The sequence below is a fragment of the Streptomyces sp. NPDC047869 genome (assembly GCF_040704065.1).
Classification (GTDB): domain Bacteria; phylum Actinomycetota; class Actinomycetes; order Streptomycetales; family Streptomycetaceae; genus Streptomyces.
Genome location: NZ_JBEYRK010000021.1, coordinates 64,886 through 83,608, shown reverse-complemented (window position 1 = coordinate 83,608; position 18,723 = coordinate 64,886). Strand labels below are relative to the sequence as shown.

The following is an 18,723-nucleotide window of genomic DNA, read 5'->3' as shown; positions in this document are numbered from 1 at the left end:
GGATACGGCTGTGCGGTGTGCGTGGTCGGTGCGGTGCGGTGGCGGGCCGTCACGGGCGCTGCCTCCGGCCGCGGCGCCGGGCCAGCGCGCCGGCGTCGCGGGAGCGCCGGGGCCGGCGCGCGGCGGGCCCGGTGTCCTCGCCGGCGTGCGCGGCCATGGCCCGTACGGTCGGATGGCCGAACATGTCGAGGCGGGTGACCCGCAGGCCGAGCCGCTCCCGCAGGGCGGCGACCACGGAGGTCAGACGCAGCGAGTCACCGCCGGCGTCGAAGAAGTTGTCCTCCGCGCCGACCTCCTCCAGACCCAGCACCTCGCACCAGACAGCGGCGATGCGGCGCTCCAGGTCGGTGCGGGCGGCGGCCCCGCCGCCGGCGACCCGGGTGCCGCCCGGCCGGGGCAGCGCGCCCCGGTCCACCTTGCCGTTCGGGGTGAGGGGCAGCTCCGGCAGGGCGACGACGGCGGCCGGGACCATGTAGGCGGGCAGGACCTCGCGCAGCCCGGCGCGCAGCGCGTCCGGGGCCGGGGCGCCGGGACCGGTGACGTAGGCGACCAGGCGGCGCTCGCCCGGCCGGTCCTCTCGTACGACGGCGACGGCGGCGGTGACGCCCTCGGCGCGCCGCAGCGCGGACTCCACCTCGCCGAGTTCGACGCGGTAGCCGTTGAGCTTGACCTGGCCGTCGATGCGCTCCAGGTACTCCAGGCGGCCGTCGGGCAGGTGCCGCACCAGGTCGCCGGTGCGGTAGGCCCGGCCGGTGCCGCCCCGGGGCGCGGTCACGAAGCGTTCGGCGGTCAGCTCGGGGCGGCCGAGGTAGCCGTCGGCGACGCCGTCGCCGGACAGGTACAGCTCGCCGGGGACACCGGGCGGGACCGGGACGCCGCGCTCGTCGAGGACGTGGCAGCGGGTGTTGCCGATGGGGCGGCCGATGGTGACGGGCTCGCCGGGGCGCACCCGGTCGACGGTGGACCAGATGGTCGTCTCGGTCGGCCCGTACATGTTGTACAGGGCGCCGACGAGCGGGGCGAGCCGGTCGGCGAGTTCACCCGGGAGCGGCTCGCCGCCGCACAGGGCGCGCAGCGCCGGGTCGCCCGGCCAGCCGGCGGTCAGCAGCATCTGCCAGGTGGTCGGGGTGGCCTGCAGCACGGTGGGCGCCGACCGCTCGACGCGCTCGCGCAGGGCGAAGCCGTCGGCGGCGACGGCGGCGGACAGCACCTCCACGGTGCCGCCGCGCACCAGGGGCAGGTACAGCTCCAGGCCGGCGATGTCGAAGCAGACGGTGGTGAGGGCGAGCAGCGAGTCCGTGGAACGGAAGCCGGGGGTGCGGGCCATGGTCCACAGGAAGTTGACCAGCGCCCGGTGCCCGACCTGGACTCCCTTGGGTGTCCCGGTGGAACCGGAGGTGTAGATGACGTAGGCGGGCGCGCCCGGCTCGGACCGGTCGAACGGCCCGCTGCCGTCCGCCACGGGGTCGGTGCCGGCCAGCACCTCCGGCACCACGACGGGGGTGGCCGGGAAGCCGGCGAGGGTACCGCGCAGGGCCTCGTCGGTGAGGACGAGCCCGGCCCCGGAGTCGGTCAGCATGTGGCCGATGCGGGCGGCCGGGTAGATGGGGTCGATCGGCACGTAGGCGGCGCCGCTGCGCATCACCGCGAGGAGGCCGATCAGCAGCTCCGCCGAGCGCTCCAGGAGGACGCCGACCACGGTGCCGGGTCCGGCGCCCAGCCCGGCCAGGTGCCGGGCCAGCCGGTCGGCCGCAGCGTCCAGTTCCGCGTAGGTCAGCTCGCGGTCCTCGAAGCGTACGGCGGTGACGTCCGGGGCGGCACAGGCGAGGTCGCCGATGAGCCGGCTGACGGTGCGCTCGCGCGGGTAGTCGGCGGTGGTGTCGTTCCACCGCCGCAGCACCAGCTCCCGCTCCTCGGGGCCGAGCAGGTCGACGGAGCCCAGCGGGGCCCCGGGTGACGTCGCGGCACCGTCGAGGAACAGCGCGAAGTGCTCCGCCAGCCAACATTTCTGACGTTCCGTCACCTCCGTGCCGCCGAAGCGCGCCGAGCCGTCGGCGTCGATCCGGACGGTCAGCGGGCGGCGGACGGGACCTGCCGGCCCGTCGGGCAGGATCACGGCGACGGGCAGCCCGGCGCGGGCGGCACCGGCCAGCTCGGGGTGGCGCAGCGCCACGTCGCGGCGGTACGGCGCGCGGGCCCGGATCCGGTCCAGTTCGGCGCCGGCCCGGCCGGTGAGGGCGTCGAGGGTGTCCTCCAGCAGGCCGTGCGGGGCGCGCAACGGCACCTCGCCGGCCAGCAGCCCGGCCGCCGCGCCGCCGGCGGGCGGGACGGACACGGCGACGTCCTGTTCGCCGCCGCGGGAGAGCCGGGCGAGGAAGGCCAGGACGGCGGCGAACGCGACCCGCTCGGGCGCGGCGCCGTCGCGGATGAGCGCCTCGGGCAGCGCGACCGCACCGGCCGGGCGGTACCGGTCGGCCAGGCCGCCGAACCGGGGCGGCAGCATGGGCTCCAGCGACCGGAGCGGCCGCAGCCAGTACCGCTCCCGCCGGTGCGCGGCGCGGGCGGCCTCGGCCAGCTCGGCGGCCTCGGCGTCACTGAGGTGCGGGAAGCGGCCGTCGTGGCCGTCGGCCAGGGTCGCGGCGAGAGCGACGGGGTCGAGCCGTTCGCCGGTCAGACCGGCTAGATCGGTGAGGCGCACGTCCCGGTCGCCGGTGGCCACGGTGAGCGCGTCGGGACCGGAGCCGACGACCGTGCCGGGCACGGCGGTGGAGGCCCGGCCGGTGACCTCCACGCCGCGTACGGCGACCAGGTCGCCGCCGAGGGCGAGCAGCGCGGTGCCGAAGTCGTTGCGGCGGCGCCCGAACGAGGTGGCCCGCGCCAGCGCGTCCAGTTCGGCGGCGGGCTGGTGCCAGTCGAAGACACCGGCGCGGGGCAGTCCGTCGTAGCGGCCGTGGTAGGTCCGCAGGGCGAGGTCCTGCGGGGTGCGGGTGACCGTGCCGGCGGCGAGTTCGTCGACCAGTTCGGCGAAGGACTCGATGCCCGCCTCGAAGCAGGCGACGTCCAGGTCGTGCGCGGTGGCGTCCTGGTCGACGGGCAGCGCGCGCCGCTTGAGCACGTCGCCGGTGTCCGCCTCGCGGTCCATCACGTGCCAGGTCACGCCGTGCTGCTTGTCGCCCTCGAGGATCGCCCAGCTCGTGGCGAACAGACCGGCGTGCCGGGGCAGCGGGCCGTCGTGGAAGTTCACCGGCAGCCCGGCCGGCAGCGCCAGCACCTCCTCGGGCAGCATCCGCAGGTTGGCGATGCTGAACAGGTGGTCGAAGCGCAGCGGAGCCAGCCGCTCGGCGAGGTCCGGGCCGAACCGCACGGCGGGCAGGCCCTCGCCCTCGGCCCAGGCGAGCAGCTCGGGCGACGGGGACACCACGGCGGCCACCGTGTGCCCGCGGGCCAGGAGCAGTCTCGTGCACTCGACGAGGAGGGTCTCCTCGCCGATCACGACGCAAGCGAACGGCTCGGCAGTCATCGTCCGTCTCCTTCGAACTTCCCGCGCTCCGCGAGCAGTACGGCCAGCAGCTCGTCCACGGCCGCGTCGGACAGGCCCTCGACCAGACGCCCGGCGTCGGCGGCCGGGCCGGCGGCCGGGCCGGAACCCGCCGGGGCGGTGGCGGGACCGGGGGCCGTGACGGGACCGGTTGTGGTGGCGGGCCCGGTGGATGCCGGGACCGGCCGGGGCTCGGGGGCGGCCGGCTCCCCGGGCCGGACCGCGCCCCCGGCGGCCGGTTCGGCGGCCCCCTCCGGGGCCGGTCCACCGTTGCCGTCCGGGGCCGGTCCAGCGGTCCGTTCCGGGGCCGGTCCCGTGGTCGTCGTCGCCAGGGCGTGGAAATGCTCGGCCAGGCGCCGGACGGTGATGCGCTCGAAGAGCAGCGTCGCCGGCTGGGGGCCGTACACGCCCTCCAGGGCCCGGGTCAGTTCCAGCACCACCAGCGAGTCCACCCCGTAGTTCTCGAAGGTGAGGTCCGGGTCGAGCTGGTCCGGGGCGAGCTCCAGCACCCGGGCGAACACCTCGGTCACCTTGCGGAGTTCGTCGTCGACGGCCGTGCGGTCGCCGGCGGGAGCGGCCGGGGCCCCGCCGGCGACGGAAGCGGCCGGGGCATCGGTACCGGCGGCCCGGGGTTCGTCCTGGACGGCCGGGCGCCGGGACGCGGGGACCAGGCCGTCGCTGACGGCGGCGATGACGCTCTGGAAGGCCGGGCCCGCCTCCGTGGCCGGTGCCGCCGCGCCGATGTGGGTGAACCCGCATACGGCGAGCGCGTCGCGCCACTGGCGTTCGCTCGCCAGCGGGGAGCGGGGCAGCCGCTGCTCGGGGTCGGCGAACAGCCACCAGCCGGGGGTGAGTCCGAAGACGAGCGCGAGCTGGTCGCGGGGCCGGGTGCCCTCGACCAGCAGCAGGGCCCCGCCCCGCCGCAGCAGCGCCTTGGCCCGCGGCAGCGTGCCGGTCAGGCTGCGCGTGGCGTGGAAGACGTTGGTGCCGAGCACCACGTCGTACGCGCCGGACTCGACGCCCTGGTCCGCTGCGTCCGCCTCGATGTCGAGCACTTCGAAGCGGGCGAAGGGATGACCGGCGCCGAACCGGGTCCGGGCCTTGCGGACGAAGGCCGGGGAGACGTCGGTGAAGACGTACTCGACGGAGTCCGCGTACGGCGCCAGCGCGGCCAGCACCGTCGCGGTGGTCCCGCCCGTGCCCGCGCCGACCTCCAGGATCCGTACCGGGCGGCCGGGCTCGGCGGCCAGGCGGGCCCGTACCCGCTCGGTGACCAGCCGCGCCACCTCGGCGTTGCAGCGGTCGGTGACCGGGTCGCCCCGGTACACGGCGGCCACGCGCTCGGCGGAGCCGTCGGGGAAGAGGACGTCCATCGCGGAACGGCGGCCGGTGAGCACGTCGGGCAGGGCCGCCAGGCAGTCCCGCAGCAGCGTGCCGATGGGGGCGAGGGCCGGGTGCCGGTCCGTCAGCTCGTCGAGAGCGGCCACCAGGGCGGCCTCGTCCTCCACGGCGCGGCCCGTCGGACGCAGACCGCCGTCGTCGTCGGTACGCAGCAGGCCGGCGGTCACCAGGATGGCGAGCTGGGCCTCGAACAGCGCCCGGTGTTCGGGTACGACACCCAGCCGGGCGGCGAGTTCCTCGTGGCCGGGCCCGTGGGCGCCGGGCGTGAACTGCTCGAACAGGCCGGCCCGGCGCAGTGCCGGGGCCAGCAGCCGGTGCGCGAGATCCTCCAGCAGGTCGACCGCGCGCTGGTGCGCGGCCAGTTCACCGTCGTCGGTGCCGGTCCGGCCGGTGAAGCGGATCTCGGGCAGCGGGGCGGGGGTGCCGCCGGGCGGGCCGGGCAGCACGGTCAGGGTGCGGTCCGGGTCGATGCCCAGGTTGTCCAGGATGTGCCGCTCGGCGTCCAGCGCGAACACCTGCGGCAGGCCCGCCGTCAGCGCGCGCTCCACCACGGTCATGCCGCGCTCGGCGGTCAGCGGCCGGATGCCCGCGGCCTCGAACCGGCGCAGCACGCGCTCGCGTTCGGCGTCACCCCCCGCGTGCCAGTAGCCGAGGTTCAGCACCCGCACCGGGAAGGGCAGCGTCCGCCCGGCGTGCGCGGCGTAGGCGTCGGCGAAGGTGCAGCCGGCCGCGTAGCCGGCCTGGCCGTGGTTGCCCTCGAAGGCCACCCCGGAGGAGTAGAGGAGCACGAAGTCCAGCGGCTCCTCGCGCACCGCGTCCAGCACCGCGAAGGCGGTGTCCGTCTTGGACTCCACGGCGCGGCGCAGCTCCGGTTCGGACAGCTCGCGCAGCTCCCGGTTGACCAGCGTCATCGCCGCGTTGAACACCCCGTGCAGGGCGCCGAACTCCTGCCGGGCCAGCCGGACGGCATCGGCGAGCGCTGCCGGGTCACCGGCGTCCAGGGCGAGGTGGCGCACCTCGGCCCCGTCCTTCTCCAGCTCGGCGATCACGCGCCGGCGCGTCTCGTCCAGCGGGGAACGGCCGACCACGACCAGCTTCGCGCCGTAGGCGCGGGCGAGGTGCCGGCAGGTGTCCCGGCCGACGGCACCGAGACCGCCGACGACGAGGTAGACGCCGCCCTGCCGGAACGGGGGTGCGGCGGCGGGCAGTTCGACACGCTCCAGGGTGCGGACCCGGCGCACACCGGCCCGGATCGACACCGGGGCCGGACGGGCCGGGAACGGCTCGGCCACGATCGCCCGCGCGGTCTGCGCGGCCTCCGCGGAGCGCACGTCGACCAGTGCGGCCCGCAGGTTCGGGTACTCCTTGGCCGCCACGGACGCCAGGCCCGCGAGACCGGCGGCCCACGGGGCGGAGGCGTCGCCCGCCTCCAGCGGGTGCACGTCGGTGGTGACCACCTTCAGCCGCACCGCCCGGTCGAGGACGCCGTGCCGGTCCAGCGCCCGCACCAGGCGGTGCAGCGCGAGGACCGAACGGTCCGTCAGGGCCCGCAGTTCGCTCCGGCCGGCGGGCTCGTGGCCTGTGCCGGCAGCCGTTTCGACACCGGCTCCGGCGTCGGATCCGGTGCCGGTCCCCGTGCCGAGGAAGTAGACCAGGTCCGGCGCGGCCTCGGTCAGCGCGCGGTCCAAGTCGGCGTCGGTCAGCCCGCCGGCGCCGATCCGCAGCCGCCGTACGTCCGCCCCGGTGTGAGCGGCGGCGAGGTCCGCGGCGAGGCCGGTGTCCGGCCGCTCGGCGGCCAGCAGCACGGTCCGGGCGGGTTCGGCCCGCCCGTCGGCGGGCCGGGCGGTCCACACGGGCCGGTGGACGACCACCGCCGGGTCCTTGGCCTGCCGGTAGGTGAGGCCGGTGAACCGGACGCGGGCGGCGCCTGCGTCGTCGCAGAGCAGGACGTCGTAGCGGTCGGTGCCGGTCCGGCGGACGTACGACCAGCCGGTGGCCGGAACGTGGCCGAGGACGTCGACGCGGTCGGCCGCGAACGGCAGCATCGGCGTGGACCGTCCGGGGTGGTGACGTGCCATCAGGGCGGCGACGGTGTGCAGGGCGGCGTCCAGGACGCCCGGGTGCAGGGCGTGGTCCGCGTCGCCGTCCACGGCGCCGATCCGGCCCAGTACCTCCTCGTCGATGGTCCACACCTCGCGGACCCGGCGGAAGAACGGGCCGTACGGCAGGCCCTGGTCCGCCAGCAGACGGTAGAAGGCGTCCCCGTCCGGGCCCGCGTCGAGGCGGGCGCGCAGTTCCGCCACGTCGAGAGCGGCCGGGGCGTCCTGGACGTCGCCGACCCGGCCGCGGGACCGGAGGGTGCCGTCGGGGCCGCGCACCTCGTAGCCGTCGGCGTCCAGGGCCACGGACACGTCGTCGGCGGGACCGGACAGGGCCAGCGGCGCCACCCAGCGCACGTCGGTCAGGGCCCGGCCGGTCAGGGCGCCGTGCGCCTCAGCGACGAGGTCGAGGTGGCCGGTGCCCGGCAGGATCGGCCGGCCGCCGACGACGTGGTCGCGCAGCACGGGCTCGTCCGCGGCGAGCCGACGCCGCCACTCGCGGGACGCGGCGGGGGCGGGTGCCCGCTCGGGGACGCGCTGGGCGGGCACCTGAACCCGGAGAGGTGCCGCCGGGCCGGGCCGGGGCGGTGCGGCCGGTGTGCCGGGGCCGGTGTCCAGCCAGTGCCGTACGCGCTCGAACGGGTAGGTCGGCAGCGGTACCCGGCGGGGGGTGCCGGGGCGCATCCGGTCGACGAGGTCCCAGTCGACGGTGACGCCGGACACCCACAGCCGGGCGAGCAGGTCGTCTCCCCCGGCGCGGATCTGGGCGGCGAGGAAATCGCCGCCGCCGACGGTCTCGGTCAGCAGGCCGGCCAGCGCCGGATGCTGCTCGACCCGGCCGCGGTGCAGCCGCTGGTCGTCCTCGCCGCGCCCGAAGGCGGTGAGCGCGGCCGCCGCGTCAGCGAGGTCGTCGGCGACGAACGCCAGCCGCTCGGGCAGGGGTTCACGGCCGGTGCGCAGGGTGTGCGAGACGTCGGCGAGCCGCGGCCCGGCGGCGCCGGCCCGCGCGGCGGCGCCGAGGGCGCGGCCCATCCCGGCCGCGTACGCGCGCAGCCGGGTCTCGTCGCGGGCGGAGAGCACGATCAGCCCGGGCGTCTCGGGCCCGGCGTCGGCGGGCTCGGGGGCGAGGTACTCCTCGACGACGACGTGGGCGTTGGTGCCGCCCGCGCCGAAGGAGCTGACGGCGGCGCGGCGCGGCAGCGGGCGGCCGTCGGCGTCGTGCGGCCGGGGCCAGGGCCGTGTCTCGCGCTGCACGGTGAACGGCGAGCGGGTGAAGTCGATGACGGGGTTGGGCTCGTCGGCGTGCAGCGTGGGCAGCAGGGTGCCGTTGCGGAGCTGGAGGACGGCCTTGGTGAGCCCGGCGATGCCCGCGGCCCCCTCCAGGTGGCCGATGGCGGACTTCACCGAGCCGAGCGCGCAGAAGCCGGTGTCGCCGGTGTCCCGGGCGAAGGCCTGGGCGAGCGCGGTGTGCTCGATCGGGTCGCCGAGGGCGGTGCCGGTGCCGTGGGCCTCGACGCAGCCGATGGTCCGCGCGTCGACGCCGGCGGCGGCCAGGGCCTGTTCGACCAGGGCCTGCTGGGCCTGCGGGTTGGGCACGGTGAAGCCGCTGGTGCGGCCGCCGTGGTTGACGGCGGTGGCGCGGATCACGGCGTGCACCGTGTCGCCGTCCCGCACGGCGTCCGACAGCCGCTTGAGCAGCACCGCGCCGACTCCCTCGCCGGGCACGTAGCCGCTGCCGCCGGCCCCGAAGGCGCGGCACTTGCCGTCGGTGGAGAGCATCGTCCGGTGGCTGAGGTGGACGTACTTGTCGGGGTGCGCGGAGACGTTCACCCCGCCCGCGAGGGCGTACGAGCACTCGCCACGGCGGATGCTCTCGCAGGCCTGGTGGACGGCGACCAGGGACGCCGAGCAGGCGGTGTCCACGACCACGCTGGGTCCGCGGAAGTCGCCGAAGTAGGAGACCTGGTTGGCGATGGAGGCGCGGTTGGCGAGGACCACCTGGTGGTTGCCGCGCGCCGACTCGGTGGCGGCGAGGACGGCGTAGTCGTCCCACATCACGCCGACGAACACGCCGACGTCGTGTCCCTGGCCGCCGAAGCGGGGCGCGGGGATGCGGGCGGGCGGGTAGCCGGCGTTCTCCAGCGCGGACCAGGCCGTCTCCAGGAAGAGCCGTTCCTGCGGGTCCATGGTGCGGGCCTGCTTGGGCGAGATCTTGAAGAACAGCGAGTCGAAGCTGTCCACGTCGTCCAGGAAGCCGCCCCAGCGGCCGTAGCTGCGGCCGGGCGCGGCGGGGTCGGGGTCGAACAGGGCGTCGGCGTCCCAGCGGTCGGCCGGCACCTCGGTGACGCAGTCCCGTCCCTCGGCGAGGTTGCGCCAGAACTCGTCCAGGTCGCGGGCCTTGGGATAACGGCCGCTGATACCGATGACGGCGATCGGGTCGTCCTCGGCCGGTGCCGGACGGGACGGCTCCGGCCGGGCCGCCGGTGCCGGGGCGGGCGCGGCGACGGGCGGCGCGGTCGCGGTACCTACGGTGTCGGGGGCGCCGGGGGTGCCAGGGCTGTCGGCCGGGAAGAGGCGGGTCACGGCGTCGGCGTGTTCGGCGAGGACGTGGTCGGCCAGTTCGTCGACGGTGCGGCACTCGAAGAACACGGTGCCGCGCAGACCGGGGAAGTCCTTGGCGAGCAGGGAGTTGGACTCCATGACGAGCACCGAGTCCAGCCCGTAGTCGTCGAGCGGGATCCGGCTGTCGAGCCGTCCCACGGGCAGCTTGAGCACTCCGGCCAGGGCGGTGCGCAGATGCTCCACCAGCCGGGCCCGCATACGGTCGTCCGCCGCCGGTCCGGCAGGCGCGGCAGGCGTGCCGGCCGCGCGTGCGGCGGGCGGGTTCGCGGCGGGCACGGCACGGGTGGTGCCGGCCGGGGGTGCCGTGGTGGTGCCGGTGAGGGCCGCGTCGACGGCGGCCGCCTCGCCCCAGGCGGGGACCAGCCACGCGGTGCGGGCGCCGAGCGCGCTGTCGAGCAGGGCGACGCCCTGGACGGCGTCCAGCGGCCGCATCCCGGTGCGGCGGGTGTAGGCGGCCAGCTCCTCTTCCCGGACCAGCCCGTCGACCCCGCCGACGGCCCACAGCGGCCAGGCCAGGGACAGGCTGCGGCCGTGCCGCAGGCCCTGCCGCGTCCAGTCGTCGCGCCGGGCCGTGTACAGGTCGGCGAACCGGTTGGCCGTGGCGTAGCTGGCCGCGCCGAAGTCACCGATGACGGAGGAGACGGAGGAGAACACCACGAAGCAGTCGAGGTCGTCGTCGCGGGTGAGCCGGTCGAGGTGGACCAGGCCGTGGGTCTTGGCCGCGAGCACCCGGGTGAACCGCTCCCGGTCGCCGGGGTCGGCGCGGCCCTCGTCGGCGACGCCGGCCAGGTGGAACACACCGTCCAGGGCCCCGAAGCGGTCGCGGGCGGCCGCCAGGGCGGCGGCCAGCTCGTCGGCGCGGGCCACGTCGGCGCGCAGGGCGAGCACCTCGGCGCCGAGCCCGGTGAGCGTGCGGTGCCACTCGCGAGCGGTGGCGTCCGGCTCGGAGCGGCCGATCAGCACCAGCCTGGCCGCGCGGGTGCGGGCCAGGTGCTCGGCGAGGACACGGCCGATGGCTCCGCCGCCGCCGGTGACGACGTGGACGCCGCCGTGCCGCAGGGGTGACGCGGTGGCGCCGGCCGGCCGCACCGGCCGCAGGGCGCGGACCTGCCGGGCGCCGTTCGCCGTGCGGCGCGCCTCCAGCCCGGCCGCGCGGGGCACGGCGCGCAGTTCGGCGGCCACGGCCTCGGCGGCCGCGTCGGCGGCGAGGGCCGGGTCGACGCCCAGGGTGAGCAGTTCCAGGCGGGGCGCGGCGGGGGCCGTGGACCGGGCGAACCCGGCAAGGGCGGCCCACTCCGGCCGGTCGTGGCCGCCCTCCTGGGAGTGGAGGACGAGCAGGCGCACCCGGCCGGGCAGGGCGTCGGACCGGGCGGCCCCGAGCACCTGGAGCGCCGTCCCGCAGACCCGGTCGAGCAGGCCGGCGGGGTCTCCCGCGTCCGCCGCCGGGGCGGGGGCGGTCAGGCCTCCCACGACGGCGAGGTCGAGGCCGTCGGGGTGCGCGAGCCCGGCGAGGGCGTCGGCGAGGGCGCCGGGGTCCTCGGGGACGTTCACCACACGGCGCCACACTCCGGTCGCGGCGAGGGCCGCCTCCAGTTCGGGGTGGCGGCCGAGGACGGCGAGGGTGTCGGCCGCGTTCCCCTGCGCGGGTTCGCCGGCGGCCTGCCAGCAGGGCTCGTAGAGGCGCGCCTCACCGCTCGCGGGGGCGGTGGCACCCGGGGTGGGCACGGCGTCCGGCGTCGCGGGCGCCGTGGCCCCGGCCGCGGTGGCGGGCGCGGGGGCGCGGCCCGCGAAGTCACGGAGTTCGGCGAGGACGTGGCCCTGCTCGTCGTAGACGGTCAGGTCGAAGCGGCGGACACCGGCCGTCTCCCCCGTCCGCCGGGCGTGGGCGAGGCAGACGGGCGGCAGCGGGGCGTGCACGTCGAGCGCGCCGAGGCTGAAGGGCACCGCGAGTTCGCCCGCGCCGGGCGCGGTGGTGCGGCCGGCCCAGTGGCAGGCCCGCAGCGCTCCGTCGAGCAGCGCGGGGGGCACCTCGGTGACCGGTTTGCCGTCGCCGGCGTCGAGGCGGACCAGGGCCTCGCCGGACCCGGCGCGGATCTCGTCGATGACCTGGAACGAGGGGCCGTAGCCGAACCCGGCGGCCGTGTAGTCGGCGTAGGCGCCGGCCCGGTCGCGCAGGACGGGGAGCCGGGCGCGCAGCGCGTCGAGGTCCTCCGGTGCTGCGGTCTCGGCGGCCGGAGCCGGGACGGCGCGGCCCCGGGCGTGGGTGGTGCGTTCGCCGCCGGTCTCGCCGTACACCTCGAAGAGCAGGGCGTCGCCGTCGGGGCGGAAGGAGACGTACACGGTCCGCTCGCCGTCGGCGACCTCCACCGCGCGGCCCCAGACCACCTCGCGCAGGGCGTGCCGGACGCCGGGCCGGGCGAGGTGGGCGGCGGCGCGGACGAACTCCAGCGTCGCGGCGCCGGCGAGCAGGCGCCGGCCCTCGATGACGTGGTCGCGCAGCAGCGGGTCGCCGGAGCGCCACCTCTTGGCGAAGCGGACCTCGTCGACGGTCGACTCGTTGGCGTCGACCAGCGGGTGCGGCGCGGACGTGCCGAGGTCCGGGTCGAGCGGGATCCAGTAGCGCTCGGGGGCGAACGGGTAGAGCGGTGCGCGGGTCCGGCGCGGTGCGGGGCCCGGCCGGCCGGCGTGCCAGGCCCGCCAGTCCACGTCGGCGCCGGTCAGCCAGCGGCGGGTCAGCTCACCGAGCGGGCCGTCGTCGTTGATCCCTGGCTGGGGCTCCCCGGCGGCGCAGCGGCGCAGCGCGGCGGCGACGGCGGCACCGTCGGTGGCGACGACGGCGAAGCGGGCGTCCATGGCCTCGCGGCCGGTCTGGCTGGTGAAGCACAGGTCGGCGAGCGGCACCCGCTCGGTCTCCAGGAAGCGGGCGGCGCGTTCGGCGTGGGCGCGCAGCCGCTCGCCGTCGCGGGCGGACAGGACGAAGGCCACCGGCTCGCCGGTGTGCTGCCGCGCGGCGGGGACGTCGGTCGCCGGCTCGGGGTGCGGCGGCTCCTCCAGGACCAGGTGGGCGTTGGACCCGCCGGCGCCGAAGGAGCTGAGGCCGGCGCGGCGCGGGGTGTCCCCGGCGGGCCAGTCGGCCAGGTCGCGCTGGACGCGGAACGGGGAGCGGTCGAAGTCGATGTTCGGGTTCAGCTCCCCGGCGTGCAGCGACGGCACCAGCGTGCGGTGGGCGAACTGGAGCAGCACCTTGGTGAGTCCGGCCATGCCGGCGGCGGACTCCAGGTGGCCCACGTTGGACTTGACCGAGCCGATCGGCCAGGTGCCCGGCCCGGCCTCGGCGGTGCGGTACGCCCGGCCGAGTCCGGTCAGTTCGACCGGGTCGCCGAGCGCGGTGCCGGTGCCGTGGGCCTCGACGTAGCCGATGCCGTCCGGGGTGACCCCGGCCCGCGCCATGGCCTCGGTGACGGCGCGCTGCTGGGCGTGCGGGCTGGGCACGGTGTAGCCGTTGGTCCTGGCGCCGTGGTTGACGGCGCTGCCGAGGATCAGGCCGTGGACGCGGTCGCCGTCCGCCAGGGCGCGCCGGTACGGCTTGAGCAGGACGGCGCCGACACCCTCGCCGGGCACGTAGCCGTCGCCGCCGGCGCCGAAGGCACGGCAGCGGCCGTCGGAGGACAGGAAGCGGCCCTGGCTGAGGAAGGCGTACTTGTAGGGGTGGACGGAGACGTTGACGCCACCGGCCAGGGCCAGTTCGCTCTCGCCCCGGCGCAGGCTCTCGCAGGCCAGGTGGATCGCGGTCAGCGACGAGGAGCACATGGTGTCCAGCGCCATGCTCGGGCCGGAGAGGTTCAGGGCGTGGCTGACCCGGTTGGCGATGGTCGCGAACGACGAACCGGTCAGCGGGCGGCCGCCGCGCAGCGCGTCGAGGGCGCCGTGGAACTGGTACTCGCCGTACATCACGCCGACGTACACGCCGACCGGGCGGCCCGCGAGGTCGGCGCGGCGGTAACCGGCGTCCTCCACGACGTGCCAGGCGTTCTGCAGGAAGAGCCGTTCCTGGGGGTCCATCAGCTCCGCCTGGCGCGGGGAGATGCCGAAGAACAGCGGGTCGAAGCGGTCGACGTCGCGCAGGAACCCGCCCCAGCGGGTGTGGGCGCGGCCGGGCGCGGCCGGGTCCGGGTCGTACCAGCGGGTGTGGTCCCAGCGGTCGGCGGGGATCTCCGTCACGCAGTCGCGGGCCTCTGTCAGGTTGGCCCAGAACTCCTCGATGTCGTCCGCCATGGGGTAGCGGCCGGCGATACCGATGACCGCGATGGCGTCGTCCTCGTCGGCCGGCGACGGCGTGGCGGACCGGTCGCCGGGTGCGGTGCGGGCCGTACGAGCCGTACGTCCCGCGCGGGCCGTACGGGAGGGGCGCGGCGTCGCGGTGACCGGGGATGCGGCCGGCGACGGCGCGGCGGCGGTGCCGCCGGTCTCCTCGGCCGCGGTGGTGCCGCGCAGTTCGGCGGCGTGGTGCTCGGCGAAGTAGCCGGCGAGTTCGCCGAGGGTGGCGTACTCGAAGAAGAGGGTCTTGGACAGCCGGTCGAACCGCTTGCCCAGTTCGCGGTTGAGCTTGGTGATCGTCAGTGAGTCGATGCCGTGCCGCTCGAACGGATCGTCCTCGCCCAGTTCGGCCGGGTCCAGGCCCGTCTCGGCGGCGATCAGGGTCCGCAGCAGCGTCACGGCGAGGGCGTGCGGCTCCTCGCCGCCCGGTGCGCCGGCCGCTTCGGCGGCGGCCGGGGCGCGGCCGGCGGGGGCGCGGCCCGACAGCGTGCCGTCGATCTTCACCAGGTCGCCGTGAGCCGCGACGAACGCGCCGGGCACGCCGAGGACCCGCTCGAACAGGGCGAGGCCCGTGCCGGTGGGCAGGACGCCGAAGCCGGTGCGGGCGGCGATGTCCGCGGCGGCCTCGGCGGTCTGCCGCATGCCGCCGTCGGCCCACATGGGCCAGGCGACCGAGGTGATCCGCGGGTGGCGCTCGGCGTAGGCGTCCAGGTAGGCGTTGGCGTACGCGTAGTCGGTCTGGCCGGCGCTGCCGATGTGGGCGGCGATCGAGGAGAAGGCGACGAAGAAGTCCAGCGGGTCGTCGGCGGTGGCGGCGTCGAGCGCGCGCACTCCGTCGACCTTGGGCGCGAGTACGGCGGCGAAGTCGTCGGCGGACTTGGTAAGGGCGAAGCCGTCGCGCAGCACGCCGGCCGCGTGGACGACACCGTTGATGGGGCCCATCTCGGCGCGGATCGAGGTCAGTTGGCGTGCCACCGCCGCCGGGTCCGAGACGTCCGCGGTGCGGTAGGACAGGCGATCGGCGAGTGCGGCGGGCGGCTGCTCGCCGCGGCCGAGCAGCACCACGCGGGCGTCGGCGCGGCCGAGGATCCAGTCCGCGACGGCACGGCCGAGTCCGCCCGTGCCGCCGGAGACGACGTACACGCCGCCGTCGCGGACGGCGACGGGCCCGGCGGCCGGTGCGGGCGCGGGCCGGGGCACCTGGCGGCCGCCCGTGGTGTGGACGGCCTCGGGGTCGCGGCCGTCGCCGGCCAGTTCGGCGGCGAGCGCCGCCGCCTCGTCCACGCCCTCGGCGAGTCCGACGGCCTGGACGGCGAGCAGCGGGTTCTCGGCCCGTACGGTCCGGGCGAAGGCGCCCAGCGCGGCACGCTCGGGCCGTGCCCCGCCGGCCTCGTGACGGTGCAGCAGCAGGACGCGCGCGGGTGTGGTGGGCCGGGCCCGCAGCAGCCGCTGGACCAGCCCCAGCGCCTCCTCGGCCGAAGGCTCGTCCACCAGCAGCACATCCGGTACGGGCCCGTCCGCCAGGCCGGTCGCGGTGGCCGCTCCGGTTCCGGTCTCCGGTGCGGTCACCTCGCCGACGCCGCAGCCGGTCAGGGCGGCGGTGAGCCGGTCGCGGCGGGCGGCGGTCGCGGCGAGGACGACGCCGGTGGCGCCGGCCGGGGTGCCGGCGGGCTCGGCGGGCGCGTCGGTCCAGCGGCGCACCAGCAGGGCGGACTCGCCCGGTTCGCCGGGTCCGCTCGCGGCCGCTTCGCCCGTTCCGCCGAGCACCCGTACGGCCAGGTCGGTCAGCCGGGCGAGGACGGTGCCGTGGTCGTCGGTCAGGGTGAGGTCGGCGCGGGCCGAGCGCTCGCCCAGCCGGCGGGTGGTGACCAGCGCCCGGCAGGCCCCGGCGACCGGGGAGTGCACGGTGAGTCCGGCGAGGGCCAGCGGCAGGAACCCCTCGGCGGTTTCGCCGTAGGTGCGGGTGAGGAGCAGCACCAGGGCGTGCAGGGCGCCGTCCAGGAGCGCGGGGTTGAGGAGCGCGCCGTCGAGCGCGGCGCCGTCGGGCAGTTCGAGGGTGGCCAGGGCCTCCCCCTCGCCCAGCCGGACCTCGGTGAGGGCGCGCATCCGGGGCCCGTAGTCGAGGCCGAGGCGGCGCAGCGTGTCGTAGCACTCGAGGTGCCGGAGCGTCTCGGCGCAGCGGGCGGCCGCCGCCGCGAGGTCGGCCGGGGCGGGCCGTTCGGCCGGGCCCGGCTCGATGCCGCCGGCCGCGTACCCGGTGTCGTCGCCGTCACCGGTGATCTCGAATCCGGCGCCGTCGTCCTCGCGCCAGAGCGAGATCAGCGAGGTGCGCGGCCCGGTGGCGTGGCTCAGCAGGCGCTCGAAGGAGACGTCGCGCAGGGAGACGGCCGTGCCGAGGGACAACTCGGCCGCCGCGCGCGCGAGTTCGAGCTGCGCGGCGGCGGGCATGACGGGTTCGCCGTGGACCCGGTGGTCGGCGAGGTAGAACTCCTCGCCGGTCCGGGTGGTGCGGTAGGCGAGGGTGTCGAGGGTGGAGACGTTCTCGTCGAGCAGGGGGTGCGGGCCCGGTGCGGCGAGCCGCGGGGCGGTGGCCTCGTCCGGTCCGGTCAGCCAGCAGCGGCGGCCCTCGAACGGGTAGGTGGGCAGCGGCACCCGGCCGCGCTCCTCGCCCGCGAACCAGGCGGCCCAGTCCACCTCGGCCCCGGCCTGCCAGGCGCGGGCCACCCCGCCCCACGGTCCGTCGGCGACACCGAGGGCGGCCCCGCGCACCTCGTCCGCCGCGCCGCGCAGCGCGATCCGGCCGCGGCCCGGGGCTGTACGGGGCGCCTCGGCGCCGGGGCGGCCGAGAGCGGCCACGGCCTCGGCGGGGGTCAGCGCACCGATGACGCACGCGGCGACATGTGCGGCGGGTCCGTCGCCGTGGACGGCGACCGGCCGCAGACCGAGGTCCAGCCACAGCCTGCCGAGCGCGTACTGCACGGCGAAGGCCGCGCCGCGTGCGCCGTGGCCGAGCGCGCCGGCGGCCACGGCCGCCGCGTGGTGCCCGGCGAAGGCGGGTTCCGCGGCGCACCACCGCTCGGCCAGCCCGGCCGCGTCGGGCACCTCCTCGGCGAAGACGAAGGACACCTCGCCCGTGACGGGCCGTTCGGGCGCCTCGGCGGCGCGCAGCGCGGCGGCGAGGGCGGCGCGGTCGTCGCCGGTGACGGCGAGCCGGTACTCGTGGGCGCGGCGCCCGACCGCCAGGGTGTAGGCGACGTCGGCGAGCGCGGCGCGGTCGTCGCTCTCGAGGTGGCCGGCGATGTCGCCGGCCGCGGTGCGCAGCGCGCTCGGGGTACGGGCGGAGACCACCAGGACCTGCCGCCGGCGGGAGTCGCCGGCGGCGGGCGCGGGCGGCGCTTCCTGGAGTACGGCGTGCGCGTTGGTGCCGCCGATGCCGAACGAGCTGACGCCCGCGCGCAGCGGCCCGTCCCCGGTCCAGGGGGTGGTGGCGGTGCTGACCTCGAAGGGGCTCGCGGCGAAGTCGACGGCCGGGTTGGGCGTCCGGTGATTGACGGTCGGCACCAGGGTGCGGTGCTTCATCATCAGCGCCGTCTTGATGACGCCGGCGACACCGGCCGCGGCGTCGAGGTGGCCGACGTTGGACTTCACCGACCCGATCGCGCAGAAGCCGGTGTCGGCGGTGGCCTCGCGGAAGGCCTTGGTGAGCGCGGAGACCTCGACGGGGTCGCCGAGCCGGGTCGCGGTGCCGTGGGCCTCGACGTAGCCGATGGAGCGCGGGTCGACGCCGGAGACGGTGTGCGCCTCGCGGATGACGGCGGTCTGCCCGGCGGCGCCGGGGGCGGCGAAACTGACCTTGCCGCTGCCGTCGTTGTTGGTGGCCGTCCCCTTGATGACGGCGTGGATGGTGTCCCGGTCGGCGAGGGCGTCGCGCAGCGGCTTCAGGACGACGACGCCCACGCCGTTGCCCAAGACGGTGCCGCCGGCGTCCGCGTCGAAGGCGCGCACGTGCCCGTCCGGGGACAGGATGGCGCCTTCCTCGTACAAGTAGCCCTTGACCTGCGGCAGTTTGACGGTGACACCGCCGGCCAGGGCCATGTCGCACTCGCCGTTGATCAGGCCCTGGCAGGCCAGGTGCAGGGCGACCAGCGAGGTGGAGCAGGCGGTCTGCACGGTGTAGCTCGGGCCCTTGAGGTCGAGCTTGTACGACAGCCGGGTGGCCAGGTAGTCCTTGTCGTTGCCGACCATCACCGCGAAGTGGCTGGAGGTGGTGGTCTGGTCGACGTGCGGCAGCACGTGCTGCTGGAGGTAGGTGTTGATGGCGGCGCCGGCGTAGACGCTGATCAGCCCGTCGAAGCGGGCCGGGTCGTAGCCGGCGTGCTCGAGGGCCGCGTGCCCGGTCTGCAGCATGATGCGGTGCTGCGGGTCGGTCATGGCGGCCTCGGCCGGGGTGAACTCGAAGTACCCGGTGTCGAAGAGGTCGACGTCGGGGATGACGCCGTGTGCCGGGACGTAGGCGGGGTCCGTCAGCAGCCGGGAGGGCACGCCCGCCGCCGCCAGTTCCTCGGGGCTGAACCGGGTGATGCCCTCGCGGCCCTCGCGCAGGAGGTGCCAGAAGGAGTCCAGGTCGTCGGCGCCGGGGAAACGCCCGGCCATGCCGATGATCGCCACATCCGTCTCGGCCGCCTGGACCTCGGGACTGCTCACTGGGCCAACTCTTCCTTCGCGTGGGGCTGTCCGGGTGCGGAC

Annotated in this window: 2 protein-coding genes; both read right to left on the bottom strand. The window is 76.8% G+C overall.

Features of this window, described 5'->3' with window-relative positions:
* Positions 1 to 49: 49 nt before the first annotated feature.
* The gene (locus tag AB0924_RS25390; RefSeq protein ID WP_366912607.1) at positions 50 to 3,520 is read right to left on the bottom strand and encodes an amino acid adenylation domain-containing protein; all 3,471 of its coding nucleotides are present in this window, start codon (positions 3,518 to 3,520) and stop codon (positions 50 to 52) included.
* Positions 3,517 to 18,681: an SDR family NAD(P)-dependent oxidoreductase gene (locus AB0924_RS25385; protein WP_366912606.1), complete on the bottom strand. Its 15,165-nt coding sequence runs from the start codon at positions 18,679 to 18,681 to the stop codon at positions 3,517 to 3,519. The genes AB0924_RS25390 and AB0924_RS25385 overlap by 4 nt, the downstream gene beginning before the upstream one ends.
* Positions 18,682 to 18,723: the final 42 nt, after the last annotated feature.

Coding starts and splice junctions, on each gene's coding strand:
- AB0924_RS25390 (WP_366912607.1), bottom strand. CDS start 3,520: ATGACTGCCGAGCCGTTCGCTTGCGTCGTGATCGGCGAGGAGACCCTC.